The sequence below is a fragment of the Amycolatopsis sp. GA6-003 genome (genome assembly GCF_046267895.1).
Classification (GTDB): Bacteria; Actinomycetota; Actinomycetes; order Mycobacteriales; family Pseudonocardiaceae; genus Amycolatopsis.
This window is the reverse complement of sequence record NZ_CP176499.1, coordinates 7,059,279-7,076,533: the sequence shown is the minus strand read 5'-3', so window position 1 is coordinate 7,076,533 and position 17,255 is coordinate 7,059,279. Positions and strand designations below refer to the sequence as shown.

Annotated in this window: 23 protein-coding genes; 7 read left to right on the top strand and 16 right to left on the bottom strand. The window is 69.9% G+C overall.

The features are described 5' to 3' along the window. Window positions 1-7 precede the first annotated feature (7 nt). Complete coding sequence (locus tag F9C12_RS32265; protein WP_409467111.1) at window positions 8-133, top strand: hypothetical protein; 126 nt, start codon at window positions 8-10, stop codon at window positions 131-133. Window positions 134-172: 39 nt separating this feature from the next. On the opposite strand, the gene F9C12_RS32260 is transcribed toward F9C12_RS32265, so the two are convergent. From F9C12_RS32260 to F9C12_RS32245, 4 genes are read right to left on the bottom strand one after another with little or no spacing between them, the layout of a single operon-like run. Next, a complete protein-coding gene (locus F9C12_RS32260) occupies window positions 173-538 on the bottom strand; it encodes a MerR family transcriptional regulator (RefSeq protein ID WP_409462878.1) in 366 nt (121 codons plus the stop codon). An 18-nt stretch (window positions 539-556) separates the two neighbouring features. Further along, window positions 557-1,318: an SDR family NAD(P)-dependent oxidoreductase gene (locus F9C12_RS32255; protein WP_409462877.1), complete on the bottom strand. Its 762-nt coding sequence runs from the start codon at window positions 1,316-1,318 to the stop codon at window positions 557-559. Between the two features lie 44 nt (window positions 1,319-1,362). Beyond that, complete coding sequence (locus F9C12_RS32250) at window positions 1,363-1,953, bottom strand: dihydrofolate reductase family protein (RefSeq protein ID WP_409462876.1); 591 nt, start codon at window positions 1,951-1,953, stop codon at window positions 1,363-1,365. Further along, window positions 1,950-2,759 carry a metalloregulator ArsR/SmtB family transcription factor gene (locus F9C12_RS32245; RefSeq protein WP_409462875.1) on the bottom strand — a complete coding sequence of 270 codons (810 nt, stop codon included), beginning with the start codon at window positions 2,757-2,759 and terminating at the stop codon, window positions 1,950-1,952. Before F9C12_RS32245 ends, F9C12_RS32250 begins: the two co-directional genes overlap by 4 nt. Between F9C12_RS32245 and F9C12_RS32240 the strand changes: the two genes are divergently transcribed. After that, window positions 2,738-3,133, top strand: coding sequence for a hypothetical protein (locus tag F9C12_RS32240; protein WP_409462874.1), 396 nt, complete (start codon window positions 2,738-2,740; stop codon window positions 3,131-3,133). The two genes, F9C12_RS32245 and F9C12_RS32240, sit on opposite strands and share 22 nt — an antisense overlap. On the opposite strand, the gene F9C12_RS32235 is transcribed toward F9C12_RS32240, so the two are convergent. Then, window positions 3,120-4,019 carry an MBL fold metallo-hydrolase gene (locus F9C12_RS32235; protein WP_409462873.1) on the bottom strand — a complete coding sequence of 300 codons (900 nt, stop codon included), beginning with the start codon at window positions 4,017-4,019 and terminating at the stop codon, window positions 3,120-3,122. The genes F9C12_RS32240 and F9C12_RS32235 overlap by 14 nt on opposite strands. 114 nt (window positions 4,020-4,133) lie before the next feature. Between F9C12_RS32235 and F9C12_RS32230 the strand changes: the two genes are divergently transcribed. The 4 genes from F9C12_RS32230 to bcp all read left to right on the top strand — a co-directional run bounded on the left by F9C12_RS32230 (window position 4,134) and on the right by bcp (window position 6,453). Further along, entirely contained in the window at window positions 4,134-5,009 is an 876-nt protein-coding gene (locus tag F9C12_RS32230) for a LysR family transcriptional regulator (protein WP_409462872.1), read from the top strand. 32 nt (window positions 5,010-5,041) lie between these two features. Beyond that, window positions 5,042-5,224 carry a hypothetical protein gene (locus tag F9C12_RS32225; RefSeq protein WP_037358542.1) on the top strand — a complete coding sequence of 61 codons (183 nt, stop codon included), beginning with the start codon at window positions 5,042-5,044 and terminating at the stop codon, window positions 5,222-5,224. A 197-nt stretch (window positions 5,225-5,421) separates the two neighbouring features. Beyond that, window positions 5,422-5,961, top strand: a complete 540-nt coding sequence (locus tag F9C12_RS32220) for a DUF4352 domain-containing protein (RefSeq protein ID WP_409185515.1) — start codon at window positions 5,422-5,424, stop codon at window positions 5,959-5,961. Between the two features lie 15 nt (window positions 5,962-5,976). After that, window positions 5,977-6,453 carry a thioredoxin-dependent thiol peroxidase gene (gene bcp, locus F9C12_RS32215; protein WP_409185514.1) on the top strand — a complete coding sequence of 159 codons (477 nt, stop codon included), beginning with the start codon at window positions 5,977-5,979 and terminating at the stop codon, window positions 6,451-6,453. A 47-nt stretch (window positions 6,454-6,500) separates the two neighbouring features. Here bcp and F9C12_RS32210 read toward each other — a convergent pair whose 3' ends face one another. The 10 genes from F9C12_RS32210 to F9C12_RS32165 form a co-directional block, all read right to left on the bottom strand. Next, window positions 6,501-7,079: a dihydrofolate reductase family protein gene (locus F9C12_RS32210; protein ID WP_409462871.1), complete on the bottom strand. Its 579-nt coding sequence runs from the start codon at window positions 7,077-7,079 to the stop codon at window positions 6,501-6,503. A gap of 65 nt (window positions 7,080-7,144) precedes the next feature. Beyond that, window positions 7,145-7,984, bottom strand: a complete 840-nt coding sequence (locus F9C12_RS32205) for a helix-turn-helix domain-containing protein (protein ID WP_409462870.1) — start codon at window positions 7,982-7,984, stop codon at window positions 7,145-7,147. A 33-nt stretch (window positions 7,985-8,017) separates the two neighbouring features. After that, the gene (locus tag F9C12_RS32200) at window positions 8,018-9,763 is read right to left on the bottom strand and encodes a sensor histidine kinase (protein WP_409462869.1); all 1,746 of its coding nucleotides are present in this window, start codon (window positions 9,761-9,763) and stop codon (window positions 8,018-8,020) included. Next, entirely contained in the window at window positions 9,753-10,442 is a 690-nt protein-coding gene (locus tag F9C12_RS32195; RefSeq protein WP_409185510.1) for a response regulator transcription factor, read from the bottom strand. Before F9C12_RS32195 ends, F9C12_RS32200 begins: the two co-directional genes overlap by 11 nt. Before the next feature lie 55 nt (window positions 10,443-10,497). Next, window positions 10,498-11,106 carry an RdgB/HAM1 family non-canonical purine NTP pyrophosphatase gene (gene rdgB, locus F9C12_RS32190; protein WP_409462868.1) on the bottom strand — a complete coding sequence of 203 codons (609 nt, stop codon included), beginning with the start codon at window positions 11,104-11,106 and terminating at the stop codon, window positions 10,498-10,500. Continuing rightward, on the bottom strand, window positions 11,103-11,879 hold the full coding sequence (rph, locus tag F9C12_RS32185) for a ribonuclease PH (RefSeq protein ID WP_037358517.1): 777 nt from the start codon (window positions 11,877-11,879) through the stop codon (window positions 11,103-11,105). Before rph ends, rdgB begins: the two co-directional genes overlap by 4 nt. Before the next feature lie 38 nt (window positions 11,880-11,917). Further along, window positions 11,918-12,685, bottom strand: coding sequence for an MBL fold metallo-hydrolase (locus tag F9C12_RS32180; protein ID WP_409185508.1), 768 nt, complete (start codon window positions 12,683-12,685; stop codon window positions 11,918-11,920). Window positions 12,686-12,721: 36 nt separating this feature from the next. Then, on the bottom strand, window positions 12,722-13,522 hold the full coding sequence (gene murI, locus F9C12_RS32175) for a glutamate racemase (RefSeq protein ID WP_409185507.1): 801 nt from the start codon (window positions 13,520-13,522) through the stop codon (window positions 12,722-12,724). Further along, window positions 13,519-14,202 (bottom strand): rhomboid family intramembrane serine protease, encoded by a 684-nt coding sequence (locus tag F9C12_RS32170; RefSeq protein ID WP_409185506.1) that lies wholly within the window; start codon window positions 14,200-14,202, stop codon window positions 13,519-13,521. The genes murI and F9C12_RS32170 overlap by 4 nt, the downstream gene beginning before the upstream one ends. 72 nt (window positions 14,203-14,274) lie before the next feature. Continuing rightward, entirely contained in the window at window positions 14,275-15,597 is a 1,323-nt protein-coding gene (locus F9C12_RS32165; protein WP_409462867.1) for an MFS transporter, read from the bottom strand. Window positions 15,598-15,619: 22 nt separating this feature from the next. Here F9C12_RS32165 and F9C12_RS32160 point away from each other — a divergent pair, with 22 nt between their 5' ends. Next, on the top strand, window positions 15,620-16,264 hold the full coding sequence (locus F9C12_RS32160) for a TetR/AcrR family transcriptional regulator (protein ID WP_409462866.1): 645 nt from the start codon (window positions 15,620-15,622) through the stop codon (window positions 16,262-16,264). Between the two features lie 40 nt (window positions 16,265-16,304). On the opposite strand, the gene F9C12_RS32155 is transcribed toward F9C12_RS32160, so the two are convergent. Continuing rightward, window positions 16,305-17,255 carry a PLP-dependent cysteine synthase family protein gene (locus F9C12_RS32155; protein ID WP_409462865.1) on the bottom strand — a complete coding sequence of 317 codons (951 nt, stop codon included), beginning with the start codon at window positions 17,253-17,255 and terminating at the stop codon, window positions 16,305-16,307.

Genomic DNA, 17,255 nt, shown 5'->3' with positions numbered 1-17,255 from the left:
ACACCTCATCGCCGAGCATCCATGGGACAACCCGGAAGTGACCGGCGTCGACCTGGCACGCGGGTCCGCGGCCTATCTCGCCTGGCTGGACACCGCGACCGCGCCGGAAGGACTCACGCGCGGGCCAGGTTGAGGACCGCGGCGTCCGCAGCGGTGTCGCGGCACCAGCGCGTCACTCGCCAGCGACCCCGCCCCGCGAAGCAGCCGCCCGCGAGGACAGTTTCTCCCGGACCCGGGTCAGCGCCTCGATCCGCTCGTCCAGCACTGCCAGCCGGCGGTCCACCAGGGCCACCGCGCTCGACGACAAGCGGCGGGAGGGCAAGTCGCCCTGCAGGCAGGAGCCCAGTGGGCGGATGTCGTCCATCGTGAGGCCCGAATCGAGCAGGTAGCGGATGTTCGCCACCCGCTCGATCGCGGACTCGTCGTAGTGCCGGTATCCATTGCGGGAGCGGGCCGCGGTCAGCAAACCCTGCTCCTCGTAGAACCTCAGCGCCCTGGTCGTCACGCCGGTGGCTTTCGCCAGCTCTCCGATCCGCACCGACCCGAGGGTACGCCGTTAAGCGATCACTGCGCCGCCGTCGACGGGCAGCACCACGCCGGTCAGGTACTCGGCGCCAGCACCCGCCAGCTGGACGATCCAGTGCGCGACTTCCTCCGGCCGGGCCAGCCGCCGCAGGGGCACCATTTCCTGCAGGGCTTCATGCTGGGCCTTGCCTTGTTCGGGGGTCAGGCCTTCGCGCGCGTAGATCTCGGTGGCGACCGGGCCGGGCGCGACGGCGGCGACTCGGATGCCGCGCGGGGCGAGTTGCACTGCCCAGCTTCGGGTCAGCGAGTCGAGTGCGGCTTTCGTCGCCGCGTAGAACTCGCGGCCCGGCATCGGCCAGCCGCGCTGCCCGATCGCGGTCGTCACGTTGACCACCGCGCCCTCGGTTTCGCTCAGGTGCGGCAGCGCGGCCTGCACGAGGTAGACCGGCGCGAGCAGGTTCGTCGCGACCACGGCGTCGAACGCACCGGGCTTGATCTCGCCGAGCGCGGCCGGTCCGACGATGCCCGCGTTGTTCACCAGCACGTCGATCCGGCCGAATTCGGCAAGCGCCGCGGCGACGATCTCCTCCGCGGCGCCCGCCTCGGTGAGGTCGGCGGCGAACGGGCGGATCCGCGGGAAGCCCTCCGCGGTTTCGGCGAGCCGCTCCGCCGTCCGGCCGGCCACGAGCACGTTCGCGCCCTGGCCGGCGAACTCGCGTGCGGTGACCTGTCCGATGCCCGTTCCGCCGCCGGTGACGATCACGGCCTTGCCTGCGAACTGTCCTTCACTCATGTCCTCGACGCTAAAGATTGCCGTATGGGTGAAGGTCAAGCCGCTCAGCGCACGCGGTCGTAAACCAGGGCCACTTCGCCGAGATCGCCAGTCTCCTGGTGCGCGACCGTCCACTTGGTACCCGGCAGGCCGTCGTCGAACAACCGGGGTCCGCCGCCGGCGATTTGCGGGCAGATGGTCAGGTACAGCCGGTCGATCAGGTCCTCGGCGAGCAGCGCCTTGATCACGCTGACGCTGCTGTTGACCAGGATGTCGCCCTCGCCGTCGGCCTTGAGCGAGGCGACGACCTCGGCGGCGGGCGCGTTCACGATGCGCGTGCGCTCCCACGGCGATTCGGAGAGCGTGCTCGACAGGACCACTTTTTCCGTGTCCACCAGCCATTTCGCGTAGCCGCGGTCGCGCGGGTCGGCGTTCTCGTCGTTGGCGACGTTCGGCCAGAAACCGAGGAAGCCCTCCGCGTTGCGGCGGCCGAGCAGCGCGGTCGTCGCGTTCTCCCAGATGCGGGTCATCTGGTTGCGCGCGGTTTCGGTGGTCACGTACGGGATGATCGCGCTCATGTCGCCGGGGCCTTCCGGACCGTGGTAGCGGCCGTCGAGGGTGAGGGCGAGGTTGGCGGTGACACGACGCTCGGTCATGACTGGATGTCCTTTCGGGTGATGACTTCGGTGAGGTGGTCGAGGACCTGTCCCCAGCCGGTTTCGATTCCGGCGATGGCGGACACGGCCTCGACTGTCGTTGCGCTGATTTCCAGACCCAGCCGCAGCCGGGTGCCGCCGTTCGCCGCGGCGGCGAGGGCGAGGTCGTAGTGGCCGCTGAACGCGACGGCGCCGGCCGCGTCCAGCACCGACAGGTCGAACACGAGCCGCTCGGTTTCCTGAGCGGTCCGGACCTGCCCTTCCGAGCGGTACGTGCCCTCGGCGTCGCGGTAGGCGAGAACGACTCGCCCACCCGGCTCCGGTTCGAGGACACACTCGGTGACAGTCAGGGACGGCGGGACCCACCACGACGCCAGCAGCCCGGCGTCCGTCCAGTACCGCCAGACCGTTTCCGGCGGCACCGGCAGCACGCGCTCGAAGGAGAACACGCGGCCGTCGGCCCAGCGATCCCGGTCCGCCGCCGCGGTATCGGCTTCGATCGCGGCGCGATAGCGGTCGAGCACGTCGCGCTCCCCCGCGTGCGCCTCGATCGTCGCAGCCAGCTGGTGGAGCTGATCCGCGAACTCCCGCAGCGGAGCCGCTTCGGCCGCGTAGACCCGCCGCTGCCCGAGCGGGGCCATGGTGACCAGGCCGGCGCGGGCGAGGGTCTGCAGATGCTTGGTGGTCTGCGGCTGCCGCAGCCCGGTCAGCTCAGCCAGCTCGCCGACCGACCGCGGCCGCTCGGCGAGCAGTGCGACCAGCTGCCACCTGGTGGTGTCTGCGAGTGCTGAGGCGATCCCGTCCATGCCTCGAAGCATTCACTACTGAGAATATTCGTGTCAAGGAATTCTTTTCGGCCGATCTCACCCGGGAAGCAACCCGGCGGATCGACCACGGCGAAGAACACGTCGTCCGCCGCCTCGAAGCGGACCAGCAACTCCGGGACCCGCCAGCCGAGACCGCGGTAAGCGGGGGGCCCGATTTCCTTGCCCGGTCCGGGATTCTGCGCGCGGAAGTCCACGCCAGCCGGCCGGAAACCGTTGCGCGCCAACCAGAACGCCCGGCCCTGCTCGCCGCCCTCGCGAACCGCGTCCTTTCAGATCATCGGCAAGCTGAGCCGCACGAAGCGACCCGTCCGGCTATCCTGACGACGCCCATGCCGCTGCTCAGGCGGGACTGACGTGCTCCGCGCACAGGCACGCGACCGCGGTGTCGATCCACTCGCGGCCTTCCCACTCCGGATGCCGCTTGATCAGCTCGGCCCGCACTTCCGCGGTCACGGTCGCCTCGTCCATCCCCGAATCGCGGCGCCGCCAGGTCTCGTCGCGCAGCAGTTCGAGGTAGGCACGCAGGTCGTCGAGCAGTTCCGGACCGCTGAGGGCACCGTGGCCGGGCACGACGATTTCCGGCCGCTGTTCCGCGAGTTTCCGCATGACCTCGATCCAGCGGATCCCGGACACGTCGGTGTCGTGCGGCGGGAACCACGGGAAGATCGCGAACTGGCCGGTCTCGGCGAGGTCGCCGGTGAACAGGACGCCCGCGTCCGGGACGGTGACGACCTGGTCGCCCTTGCTGTGCGCGCGGCCGGTCGCCCGTAGCCGCACTACGCGACCGCCGAGGTCGAGGTCGTGCGACGAGTCGTAGACGACGTCTGGGGTCGCCAGTTCGACGCCCTCCAGCTGCCGCGCGACTGGCTCCCCCAGTCCGCGGAACATCCGCAGGTAGCCAGGGCCTTTCGCGGCGAGGTCGGTCGCCTGCGCGCGGTTGACCAGGTAAGTCGCGGCTCCGGCGAAGGTCTGCGCGCCGAACGCGTGCTCGGGGTGGAAATGCGTGGTGGTCAAGTAAATCCGGCGGCCGCGCGCGTACTCGGCGGCGAAGTTCAGCACGGTTTCCGCGTTGCGCGGCCCCATGCCGGTCTCGACGACGAGCACGGAATGCGACCCGCCGACGACGCCGACGTTCGGCACCAGCTGTACGCCCTGGTTCGGGAGCACGACGAGGTCGCGGGCGAGTTCGCGCGCCTGCGAGGTCTGCACGACGGGATCGGGATACGGGTAGTCGGCCATCGCCGGGGCTCCTCAACGCGCGGAATCAGGGACCGTTCCAGTCCAGCGCCGGGCCCGCGCGGTGTCCAAGACCGATCCGCTTTTCCCGATACCGCACGGGTATCGTCGCTGGTCGTGGATCTCCGTTCGCTCCGGTACTTCGTCGCGGTCGCCGAGGAACGCCACTTCGGCCGGGCGGCGGCGCGGCTGCACATGACCCAGCCGCCGCTGAGCCGTGCGATCAAGCAGCTCGAAACCGACCTCGGCGCGGCGCTGCTGGACCGTTCACCGTCCGGAGTCACGCTCACCGCGGCCGGAAGCGCGCTTTACGACGAAGCCCGCACCCTGCTCGCGGGCGCGGACCAGGCGCGCGCGAGGGTCGCCGCGGCTGCCGGGCCGGGGACGCTCACGCTCGGCACTCTCGCCGACAGTTCGGAGCCGGTCGGAATCCGGCTCGCCAGCGAGTTCCGCGAGCGGCATCCGGGCGTGCGGATCACCGTCCGCGAGGCCGATCTCACCGACCCGACGACCGGTCTGCGCGCCGGGCTCGTGGACGTCGCGCTCACCCGGATTCCCTTCGACACCACCGGAATCCGCACGCACGTGCTGCGCTCCGACCCGATGGGCGTCGTCCTGCGCGCGGACGATCCGCTGGCCGGACGCGCCGAGGTGCGCCGGGAGGAACTCGCCGACCGGACGTGGTTCCGGTTCCCCGACGGCACCGACCCGCAGTGGCGGGCCTTCTGGAGCGGCGGCACCGTGGGCGGCCCGGTCGTGCGGACGGTCCACGAATGCCTGCAAGCCGTGCTGTGGAACGGAACCGTCGGACTCGCCCCGCTCACCCACCCGTTTCCCGACGGCATCGCGACAGTCCCCCTGACCGGCTACCCGCCGAGCCAACTCGTGGTCGCCTGGCGCGAAGACTCGACACCGCCGCTCGTCCGCTCCTTCGCCGAACTCGCCGTCCGCATCGCCGGGCTCCACGACCGCGAAACCCTGGTGAACCCGTAGGCTGGACCCGGGACATCGGGGAGGTGCGAGCGGTGCCGGAACGCAATCCGCTGCGGATCCTGCGCAAATGCGCGGACTGGTTCGAAAACCGCGGCGTGTACATCCCCGGCGAGGAAAGCCGCGCGGTCGACCCGGTGCGCGACTTCGGCTGGCTCATGGTCGCCTGGGGCGCGGGCGTCGCGGTGTTCATCCTGTTGTTCGCGTTCGCGGTCTGAATCCCGACCGACGGCCGTTGACATCGGGGTGACGACTGTCACCCGGTGTGCTCTTTCGATCACGGATCGGCCACGGGTGTACACCAGGTCCGCGTCTTCCGCACCGTGACGGCAATAGTGCCGCCAGAGTGGAGCGGGTCCGCCCGGCAACTACGCCGAACGGCACACCGCCCCACCCCGACTGGAGTACCCCCGCGATGGCGCCCGCGCGCACCCCGAAACTGCTGTTGACCGCCTGCCTGCTGTTCTCCGCGGCAGCCTGCGGCGGCGTCAACGCTCGGGAAGGCTCCGCCGCGATGGGCGTCGGCAACCCGGCGGCGCAGCCCGCGGCCGCACAGGCCTCCGGCGACCTGCAATTCGGCGCCAACCACCGCTTCGCCAGCGGGATCACGGTCTCGCTGTCCGCACCGCAGTCGTTCCAGCCGAGCCCGGCGGCGTACCCGCGCAGCGCCCGCGCGGCGGCGTTCTACATCCAGGTCACGAACAACGGCACCGACCCGTACCGGGTTTCCGGCCTCTCGGTCACCGCGACGGTCGACGGGAAACAGGCCAAGCAGGTCGTGGATGCCACGCAGGGCCTGGGCGGCGTGTCCGACGCGGGCCGGGATTTGCTGCCGGGCCGGTCCACGCAGGTCACACTCGCGTTCGCGGTGCCCGCCGACAGCGCCCGGATGGCGGTGCAAGTGCGGCCGAGCACGGGCGAGCCCGCCGTCGTCACGTATTGCGGCGACGCCTGAATTACTCTCGTCCCCATGACCGACCAGCGACTTGCCGTGGGCGACGAAGCGCCCGAATTCACCCTGCCGGACAGCACCGGCAAGAACGTCTCGCTCAGCGACTTCCGCGGCCAGGCCGTGGTGGTGTACTTCTACCCGGCCGCGGGCACGCCGGGATGCACCAAGCAGGCCTGCGACTTCCGGGACAATCTCGCGGAGCTGAACGACGCGGGGTACCAGGTGCTGGGGATTTCCCCGGACAAGCCGGAGAAGCTGGCCAAGTTCGTCGAGGCGGAGAAGCTGACCTTCCCGTTGCTGTCCGATGTGGACAAGACCGTGCTGACCGAATGGGGCGCGTTCGGGGAGAAGAAGAACTACGGGCGAATCGTGCAGGGCGTGATCCGGTCGACGTTCATCGTGGACGCGGAGGGGAAGATCGCCAAGGCCGCCTACAACGTGCGGGCGACCGGGCATGTGGCCAAGCTGATCCGGGATTTGGGGATCGCTTCCTGACTTGCCCCGGAGCGCGGAGAGGCGGCCGGGCCTCTCCGCGCGTTCGGTCAGCGCCGCACCTGATAACGGAGGTGAAGCACCCGATCGCCCTGGACCACGTCGGGGTTCTCCAGCAGGTGCGGTGCGTTGACTGAGCCGAAGTAGCGTTTGCCGGAGCCGAAGACAGCCGGGACGACATCCATCCGCACCTCGTCTACCAGGCCTGCGGCGAAAATCTGGCCGCCGACGTCGCCAGCCGCGACCTCCACGACGCGGTCGCCAGCCAGCTCCTGCGCCTTCGCCACGGCGGCCTGGACGCCGTCGACGAAGTGGAACGGCACCTCGGGATTCCAGCCCTCGGGCGCGGGACGGTGGGTCACGACGACCACGTGGTCGATTCCGCTCGGCGGCGTTCCGTCCCAGCCGTCTGTCAGGTCGAAGACGTGGCGGCCGACGATGGTCACCCCGATCTGGTCCCAGTACGCCCGGGTGTAGTCGTAGGACGCCTGCGACACCTTCAACGCGCCGCTTTCGTCCAGCGGGACCTCGCCGCTGGACAGCCAGTCGAACAGGGGGCCGGGCTGGTCGTCGTGGTCGGCGATGAAGCCGTCCGCCGACACCGAGCTGTACATGACGACCTTGCCCACGAGGCTCTCCTCTGCTTCCGATGGGCCCAAGTTAGCGGGTTGGGCGCGGTCGCTCTTGTAAGAAATCAATCGGCGGGCAGCGACCAGCCGTCCAGGGTGTGACCGGGATGTTCGCGCAGGAACCGGCACCGGATTTCGAGGTACTGGGTCGGCGTGCAGCCGGTGAAAGCCCGGAACTCGTGGCCGAAGTGGGCCTGGTCGAAATAGCCCGCGCGGGCGGCGAGGGCGGCCCAGTCGACCGGTCCGGCGGGGTCGATCCCGAGCACGGTGGCGGTGAAGCGGTGGGTGCGGGCCAACCGCTTCGGCGTGACGCCGACGAGGGTCTTGAACCGCTGTGCCAGATGGGTGCTGCTGACCCCGGCCGCCTCGCTCAGTTCGCCGATCGCCACCGAGCCGCGGGTCGCCGCGATGACGCTGCTCGCGTGGCGGACCAGGCCCAGGCCGGCGGTTTCGCGCAGCCGTCGCCGCAGCTCTTTCTCGAGCAGTGTCAGCATCTGGTGCGGGGTTGCGGCGGTGGCCAAGCGATCTCGCAGTTCGGCGACGGCGGGTCGGCCCCAGACCTGCTCGATCGTCACCGGCCGGTCGCATAGTTCGGCGGCGGGCATCGGCAGGAACGGTGCCAAGCCCCAAGGTTTGAAGTGGACGCCGACGGACCGGGTCCGGGGCGGGTAGCCGAAGTCGTACGCGCGGGTGGGCGTGGTGATCACGCAGCCGTCGGCGTACTCCGCCGGTGCGCGGTCGGTGCCGCCGCGGATGCGGAACGGCGGCCCGAGGTTGACGATGAGCAGCGCCGACGGTGCCGGCGGCAACGTCAGCCGGGCGTACGGCGACGGACCCGCCAGGTAGTAAAGGTCGTCGATCAGCTCGTCCAGCGGCGGCCGCGGCGCTCTGGACACATACTCCACGTCCCCAGCATCGCCGATGCGCGCCCGCGAGCGCTACTGCGCGGGGAAGCGCAGGGTGAAGGTGGTGCCTTCGCCGGGAGTGCTGGCGGCGGTGACTTCCCCGCCGTGGGCTTCGGCCAATTTGCGGACGATCGCCAACCCCAGGCCGCTTCCGCCGGAAGTTCGGCTTCGCGACGGATCGGCGCGCCAGAAACGGTCGAACACGCGGGGCAGGTCTTCGGGCGCGATGCCGGTTCCGGTGTCGGTTACTTCGAAGACCGCGTCGTTTTCGCGCCGGCTCGCGGCGACGGTGACCGAACCGCCGGGCGGGGTGTGCCGGATCGCGTTCGAGACCAGGTTGTCCAGGGCTTGGCGCAGGCGCACCGGATCCGCGGTGATGGCCGGGTTTTCCATGGGCGGGACGGAAAGGCGGACGCCGGCGGATTCCGCGCGCGGAGCGTGCGCGGCGGCCAGGTGGGCCAGCAGGATGTTGGCGTCGACGGGTTCGGGGTGGACGCGCAGCGCACCGGCGTCGGCCAGGGCCAGGTCCTGCAGGTCGTCCACGATGTGCTGCAGGTGGACCGCTTCTTCCAGCAGGGAGGCGACGAGGTCGTCGTCGAGCTGGCTGATGCCGTCCTGAGCCGCTTCCAGCCAGCCTCGGATGGTGGCCAGCGGGGTGCGCAGTTCGTGCGCGACGTCGCTGACCATGGCCTTGCGGGCGTTCTCCAGTTCTTCCCGCGCCCGCGCCATTTCGTTGAACGCGGTGGCCAGGCGGGCGATTTCGTCCTTGCCTTTGACGCGGACCCGGGCGCCCGTCTCGCCTGCTTTCAGGCGTTGCGCCGCACCGGTCAACGCGCGGAGAGGGCGGATCAGGCGGATCGACGCCAGCCCGGTGACGACGACGGTCAGCAGAAGGATGGCGGCGGTGACGGCGATGAGTTTCGTGCGGTTTTCCGCGGAGAGGGTGAAGCCGGTCGGGGGCTGGTCGGTGCCCTTTTCGGTGATGTAGAGCCAGGCCGCCGGGGCCACGTAAGGGGTCAGCTGCTCTTTGCGGGCCGACGTGACGCAGTTGGTGATGGTCTGGTCGGTGGCCTGCGCGACCGGGCCGTCGAAGGTCCAGGACAGGGCCAGTTTGGCGACCGGGACGGTGCTGTCGTTCCGGCCGAGGCAGGCGTCGATCAGACCGGACAGCTTGTCCAGGGCGGCTCGTTCGGTCGCGGTGGGGCGTTCCAGGAGGCCGGTGCCGCATTGGGCGGTGCCGGCCGGGGCGATCACCCTGGGGTGGCCGCTCGGGGAGATTTCCAGGCTGCCCAACCCGGTTCTGCGCTGGGTGCAGGACAGGACCTTGTCGGCTATTTCCTGAAGCTCTTCGCGTTCTTCCGCGGGAAGGCGGTAGGGGCCGACCGCGTCGGGGTCGATCCGGTCCGGAGTGGATTTGACGCCCAGCCGGGCGTCGACCGCCAGCGGGTCGATCACCGCGGACGGCTGGGGCGGCAGTTTTCCCGGGTTTTCCTCCGAGCTGGCGATCAGCTTGCCCTGCGGGGTGGTCAGGACGATTTTGCGGCCGGTTTTCTCCGCGTAGTCGTCGATGGTTCTGGTCGCGCCGGACCACGTCGGATGGGTCGCCGCGTACGAAAGCAGGGCCTGGTAAATCGTGCCGTCGTCGGCGAAGAGCTGGCCCTGTTCCCGTTCGATGGCACCGGAAGTGGTCCGGGAGGCCAGCCACGCGGTCGCGGCGATGGCGCACACCGCGATGGCCGCGGTGACCGCGAAAAGGCGGAAGAGAAGGCTACGGGGCATCGGACTTCGCGGTCAGTTTGTAGCCGACGCCGTACACCGTGAGCAGTTTCGCAGGTTTTCTGGGATTTGTTTCGATTTTCTTCCGGAGATTCATGATGTGCACGTCAATGGCGCGCTGAGTGATGTAGCGGTCGAAGCCGTGCAGATGTTCCAGAAGCTGCGCCCTGGTGAAAACCTGGTCCGGCCGCGCGGCCATCACCTCCAGGATGCGGAATTCCCCGGGGGTCGTTTCTATCGGGTTTCCGCTTACCGTGACCTCGTGTTTTTCCTTGTCGACGGTCAGCGTGCCGACTTTGCGGGGACCGTCTTTGGCCGCTTTCGTCCTCCGGAGGAGGGTCCGTACCCGCGCCATGAGTTCCCGCGGGCTGTAGGGCTTGGTGACGTAGTCGTCCGCGCCCAGGTCGAGGCCCTGGAGCAGGTCGTCCTCGGTCGAGCGGGCCGTGAGCATGAGGATCGGCAGGTCGGAGGAGGCCCGGACGGTCCGGCAGACGGTCAGGCCGTTCATGCCGGGGAGCATGACGTCCAGGATCAGGAGATCGGGTTCCGCGGTGCGAAGATGCGCCAGCGCGGCCTCGCCGGTGGACGCGACGGTGACGGTGTGCTGTTCGTGTTCCAGATAGCGGCGGACCAGTTCCGCTTGTTTCGGATCGTCTTCGGCCAGGACGATATTGGCGCACATGCCTGCCGAGACTAGCCGCCGGCCTGCCCCGGAGCCACCAGGGCAGGCCGCGACGTTATCCGTCGGCCAGTTTTCGCAAGGCCGGCAGAAGTGCGCGCAGGGCCTTGCCGCGGTGGGAAGCGGCGTCTTTTTCCGCCGGGCTCAGTTCCGCGCTGGTTTTCGTTTCGTTTTCCGGCACGAAGATCGGGTCGTAGCCGAAACCGTTCGTTCCGCGCTTTTCCCGCGTCAGCGTGCCACGCCATTCGGCCCGGACCGTGGTGGTCTCGCCGGACGGGAGAGCCAGCACGGCGGCGCAGACGAACGCCGCGCCCCGGCGCTCGTCCGGGGTGTCCGTCAGCTGGGCCAGCACGAGGTTCAGGTTCGCTTCGTCGTCGCCGTGTTTGCCGGACCAGCGGGCCGAGAGGACGCCCGGCATGCCGTTCAGCGCGTCGACGGCCAGCCCCGAATCGTCCGCGATGGCGGGCAATCCGGTGGCGGCCACCGCGTCCCGGGCCTTGGCCGCGGCGTTGCCTTCGAAGTCGGGGGCGGTTTCCGGGGCCTCCGGGAACTCCTCGACGTCGTTCAGGCCGAGCACCTCGACGCCCTGGATGCCTTCCGCCTCCAGGATCCGGCGCAGTTCGCCCAGTTTCTTCGCGTTCCGGGTGGCCAGCAGCAGTTTGGTCACTTCTGGCCCTTCTTCTTGTCCGGACGCGGTTCCGGCAGCTCGCCCGGATACGGCAGCGCCAGCGCTTCGTTCTGCAGCCGCGTCAGTTCCGCGCAGCCGGCCAGCGCCAGGTCCAGCATGGTGTCCAAAGTGGACCTCGCGAAGGTGGCTCCTTCGCCGGTGCCCTGCACCTCGATGAGGGTTCCGGCGTCGGTGGCGACCACGTTCATGTCGACCTCGGCGCGCGAATCCTCCTCGTACGGCAGGTCGAGGCGCACCCGGCCGTCCACGACGCCGACGCTCACCGCGGCCACCGAGGACGACAGCGGCTGCGGGTCGTTGAGCCGGTTCGCCGCGCCCAGCCAGGTGATCGCGTCCGCCAGCGCCACGTAGCCGCCGGTGACCGCGGCGGTGCGGGTGCCGCCGTCGGCCTGGAGCACGTCGCAGTCGATGACGATGGTGTTCTCGCCGAGCGCGGCCAGGTCGATGCAGGCGCGCAGGGAGCGGCCGATCAACCGGGAGATCTCGTGCGTGCGGCCGCCGATCCGGCCCTTGACCGCTTCCCGGTCGCTGCGGGTGTTGGTCGCGGAGGGGAGCATCGCGTACTCCGCGGTCACCCAGCCGAGACCGGACCCGGCACGCCAGCGCGGCACGCCCTCGGTCACGCTCGCCGCGCACAGCACCCTGGTGTTGCCGAACTCGACGAGCACCGACCCGGCAGGCCACTTCTGGAACCCGCGGGTGAGCTTCACTTCGCGGAGCTGGTCGTCGTTCCTGCCATCTTTTCTAGCCACGGGGAGCACTCTAGGACGTCACCCTGACAGTTTCGCGATCAGAGGTCGTACACCGCGCCCTGCGTCACCAGCTCGGCGTCCGGGAACACCGCTTTGGCCTCGGCCAGGACCGCGTTCCGGTCCGTCCACGGCGCGACATGGGTCAGCAGCAGACGGCCGACCCCGGCGTCCTTGGCCAGTTCACCTGCTTCTTTCCCGGAGAGATGCACGCCTTGCGGACGGTCGGCGGCGTCGGTCCACGAAGCTTCGGAAAGCAACACATCGACACCGTCGGCCAGTTCGCCGAGGCCGCGGCACAACCCGGTGTCGCCGGTGTACGCGAGGATGGTGCCGCCGTACGCGATGCGCAGGCCGAAAGCGGGCGTCGGGTGGTACACGGCGACGGCGGTCACGTCGAAGGGCCCGATCTGGACTGTCTCTTCGCGCAGCTCGTGGAACTCGTACACGTCCGACAGATCCGCGCCAGCGCGCTCCGCCGCGTCGGCTGCGTACGCGTGCGCAAGGCGCGAAGGAGCTTCCGCGGGTGCGTACAGCGGCAACCGTCGCGGGCGCGCGGGATACGGCGGCGCGGGGTGGTAGCGGCGAAGCACGGTCAGGGAGTTGACGTCGGCGCAGTGGTCGGCGTGCAGGTGCGAAAGAACCAGCGCGTCCAGGTCGAACGGGTCCAGCACGGTCTGCAATTGGGCGAACGTGCCGGTGCCCAGCTCGAGCCCGAGCCGGTAGCCCTCCGCCTCCAGGAGATATCCGGACGCGGCGGCGTTCGGCCCGGGGATGCTGCCCGAACATCCGAGGATCGTCAGTCGCACCCGGTAACCCTAACTCTGCTCAGCGCCGCCGCAGTGTCACGCACTGACCGGAGCCAGCGCACCCGGCGCGAAGCCCATGAACCGCTGCGCCAAGCGGGCGAACGGCTCCGGCGAACCAGTGGCGAGGAACTCGTGCCGCGGCGGCTCGTCGCGCTCGGCCAGCAGGTCGAGTTCGGTCAGCACGCGGTAGAGGTCCTTGGCGGTTTCGTCGGCGCTGGAGACGAGCGTGACGTCCTGTCCCATCACGATCTGCAGGACACCGGACAGCAGCGGATAGTGCGTGCAGCCGAGGATGAGCGTGTCGACGTCAGCTTCGAGCAACGGCTGCAGATACCCCTGTGCCAGACCGAGAATCTGTCGGCCGGTCGTGATGCCGCGCTCCACGAAGTCCACGAAGCGCGGGCAGGCGACGCTAGTGAGGCGTACGTCCGGCGCGGCGGCGAAGGCGTCGTCGTACGCCCTCGAACGCACAGTGCCCTCAGTGCCGATCAGACCGACCCGCCCGCTGTGCGTTGCGACCGCGGCCCGGCGCGCGGCCGGAAGGACCACTTCGATCACAGGCACGTCGTAGCGTTCGCGCGCGTCGCGAAGGCAGGCTGCGGACGCTGTGTTGCACGCGATCACCAACGCCTTCACCCCGCTCTCGACCATGTCGTCGAGAGCGGCCAACGCGTACTCGCGGGCAGTGGCGATGGGCAGCGGGCCGTACGGGTTGCGCGCGGTGTCGCCTACGTAGCGCAGCTGTTCGGCAGGAAGCAGTTCGAGGATCGAGCGTGCGACGGTGAGCCCGCCGACGCCGGAATCGAAGACACCGATGGGCGCGTCAGGAGAACTCACAAGCCGAGGTTACCCGGGGCCTGCGGAGCGATCTTCGGGGATTTGACGCGTTCGCCCCGTGAGGTCAGCCACGCGGCGAGGATGCCGGCCAGCGCGCCGAAGAGGTGGCCCTGCCAGGAGATCCCGGGGTTGCCGGGCAGCAGGCCCCAGAGCATCCCGCTCCAGATGCCGAGCAGCACGACGGCGACCGCGATCTGCGCGAGCGACCGGTGGAACAGGCCGCGCACCAGCAGGTACGCGAGCCAGCCGAAGGCCAGCCCGGACGCGCCCACGGTGTAGGCGTTCGCCGGTCCGACCAGCCACACGCCGAGCCCGGAAACCAGCCAGATGATCCCGGTGACCACGGCGAACCGGCCGATGCCCGCCGCCATCGCGAGGAAGGAGAAGACCAGCACCGGCACCGTGTTGGAGAACAGGTGCGACCAGCCCGCGTGCAGCAGCGGCGCCCAGAGGATGCCGTCGAGGCTGGACGCCTCCCGCGACAGGATCCCGCCGTGGGTGAACTCGCCCGGCAGGATCACGTCGAGCAGTTCCACGAGGTACAGCACCGCCACGAACCCCAGCGCGACGAACGCCGCGGCCTTGGGATGGGGCGGCAGGATGCGCTTCGCGGCGTCGACCGGCTTGCCGCTGCCAGCGGGCGGCGGCGACGTCGGCGGGAGGGGAGGCAGTGTGCTCACACCCTCAGGCTACGTCGAGGCCGGGCGGGCGGCCTCGGGAGAAATCCCTGAACTTCGCCTCCGGGTGAGCGGTCAGGCCATCGCGGGCTTCCGGAGCAAGTTTCCGTAGCCGGCCGCGAATACTGCCGACAGCAGCGCGGCCACCGCCGCCACTGCGAAGCTCCATCCCGGACCGCCGGCCGACAACACCACCGCGCCAACGGCTCCGGCAAGGCTGCTGCCCACCACGCGAACCAGCGCGTTGATCCCGCCAGCCGCGGCCGTTTTCGCGGGTTCGACATGCTCGACCGCCATCGTCCCCAACGCGGCGTATCCCAGCCCGATCCCCAGCCCCAGCACAGCGGCGACGGCGTAAAGCGCAAGCCCGTCCCCCGGCAACGCCGTCAGCCACAACGCGGCCGCCAGGACCACCACCGAACCGCCTGCGACCAGCGCGGGCGCGCTGAACCGGCGCATCAACGAACCGGCCAGCACCGAGACCACCAGCATCAGGATCGTCGTCGGCAGAAGGTAAAGCCCCACCTGCAAAACCGACGCCCCGAGCACGCCCTGCGCATACGCCGACAGCGTCATGATCGTGGAGAACAACGCGAAGCCCAGCAGGAACGACGCCACCGTCGCGCCGACCGTTTTTCGGTGCAGCAGCATCGGAATCTCGATCAACGGCGTCTTCGCGCGCCGCGCCGTCACCACCCACACCGCCGCCAGCACCACGGCCGCGGCCAGCAGACCGACGGTCGCCCAGCCCCATTCGGCCCCCTTGCTGATCGCCAGCAGCAGGCAGATCAGCCATCCCGACACCAGCACCGCGCCCAGCAGGTCCGGCGAACCGCTCCGCACCGCCGCCGTCCGGTCCTCGCGAACCGCCGCGACCAGCGCGAACGCCACCACGCCGAGCGCCGCCAGCACCCAGAACACCAGCCGATGATCGCCGCCGGCCAGCCCGGCCAGGATCATCCCGCCGCCGCTGCCCGCCCCGATCGTCGCGCTCAGCACCCCGATCGCGGTCGGCAACGACCGGGGAGGCACGACGTTCCTGGCCTGGCCGATCGCGAGCGGCAGCAACGGCGCGGCCGTGCCCTGCAGGATCCGGCCGGCGACCAGCAACGGCAGCGAATCCGCCACCGCCGCCAGCACCGATCCCCCGACCAGCAACCCGAGCACGACCAGCGACATCGTGCGCCGGCCGTAGAGGTCGCCCAGCTGCGCGACCAGCGGAATCGCGACCGCGCCCGCCAGCAGCCCGGCGGTCAGCGCCCACGACACCGAACTGAGCGGCACCCCGAGCTTGAGCTGCAGCCGCGGCAGCAACGGCACCACCACGGTCATCTGCAAAGTCCCGACCGCCACCGCGAACGCCAGCGCGGCGACCGTCCCCCAGTAGTTTTTGTACATGTATAAAAAGTAGCATGGCGGCATGCCAGCGCGCACCGGCCGACCGCCGAAGATCTCCAAGGCCGACATCGTGGCCGCCGCCCACCGGGTCATCGATTCCGAAGGCGTCGACGCGTTGACCATGCGCAGGCTCGCCCGGGAGGTCGGCAGCACGGCGATGGCGCTCTACCACCACGTGCGCGACAAAGAGGGGCTGCTGCTTCTGCTGCTGGACGACTACGCGCACCGCGAAATGCCTCGGCCGGAGAACCTCCCCGAGGAACCGGAAGACCGGATCGTGGCGGTCGCGAAGGCGATGCGGGACGGGCTGGCGGGCTGCCCGTGGATCGTGGAGGTACTGCGCTCGGACGACCTGCTGTCGGTCGGAGGACTGTGGTACCCGGAGAAAATCGTTGCCGCGGCGGGAAAAGCCGGTCTGCCGCTGGAAGCGGCGGTGGAGGTCTACCGAGCGGTGTGGCACTACACGCTCGGCGAGATCAGCTCACGCGCGGCGGCCGCGCGGCGACGGGACCAGGGCGGCGGCACCTACCGCGAGCGAGTCTTCGCGGACCTGGACGCGACGGAATTCCCCACGCTCGCCGAGATCGGGCCGCGCTGGGAAAGCCTTACCGCACAAGACAGTTACGAACGAGGCGTACGCGCACTCGTCAAGGGATTGCTGCCGTGAGGGGAACCCGGCCGGATTCCCCTCACGAGCGAGCGTCCGGTCAGGCCCAGAGCTGACCGTCGAGCCGTTCTGCCGCTTCGTCCAGCGACCCGGAATACGCGCCGGTCGACAGGTACTTCCAGCCGGCGTCCGCGACCACGAAAGCCACGTCCGCCTTCTCGCCGCGAGCCGCGGCCTTCTCCGCGACCCCGAGCGCGGCGTGCAGCACCGCGCCCGTGGAGATCCCGGCGAAGATGCCCTCGTGCTCCAGCAACTCCCGCGTCCGCCGAAGAGCGTCGTACGCCCCCACCGAGAAGCGTCCGTTGAGCACGCTCTCGTCGTACAGCTCGGGAACGAATCCCTCGTCGAGGTTCCGCAGGCCGTACACCAGCTCGCCGTACCGGGGCTCCGCCGCGATGACCTGGACGTCCGGCTTGTGCTCGTGCAGGTACCGGCCCACGCCCACCAGCGTCCCGGTCGTCCCGAGCCCGCCGACGAAATGCGTCAGCGTCGGCAGGTCCTTCAGCAGCTCCGGGCCGGTTCCGCGGTAGTGCGCGTCCGCGTTGGCCGGGTTGCCGTACTGGTAGAGCATCACCCAGTCCGGGTTCTGCTTCGCCAGCTCCTTGGCCCGCCGCACGGCCTCGTTCGAGCCGCCCGCGGCCGGCGAGAACACGATCCGCGCGCCGTAGGCCTGCAGCAGCTGCTTGCGTTCGGCGGAGGTGTTCTCCGGCATCACGCACACCAGGCCGTAGCCCTTGAGCTTCGCGGCCATGGCCAGCGAGATCCCGGTGTTGCCCGAGGTCGGTTCGAGGATCGTGGACCCGCGGCGCAGGATGCCGTCCCGCTCCGCCGCCTCGATCATGGCCAGCGCGGGCCGGTCCTTGATCGAGCCGGTCGGATTGCGGTCCTCGAGCTTCGCCCACAGCCGCACCTCGTCGGTCGGCGACAGCCGGGGCAGGCCGACCAGCGGGGTGCCGCCGAGCGCGTCGAGGAGGGACTCGTAGCGAGCCAT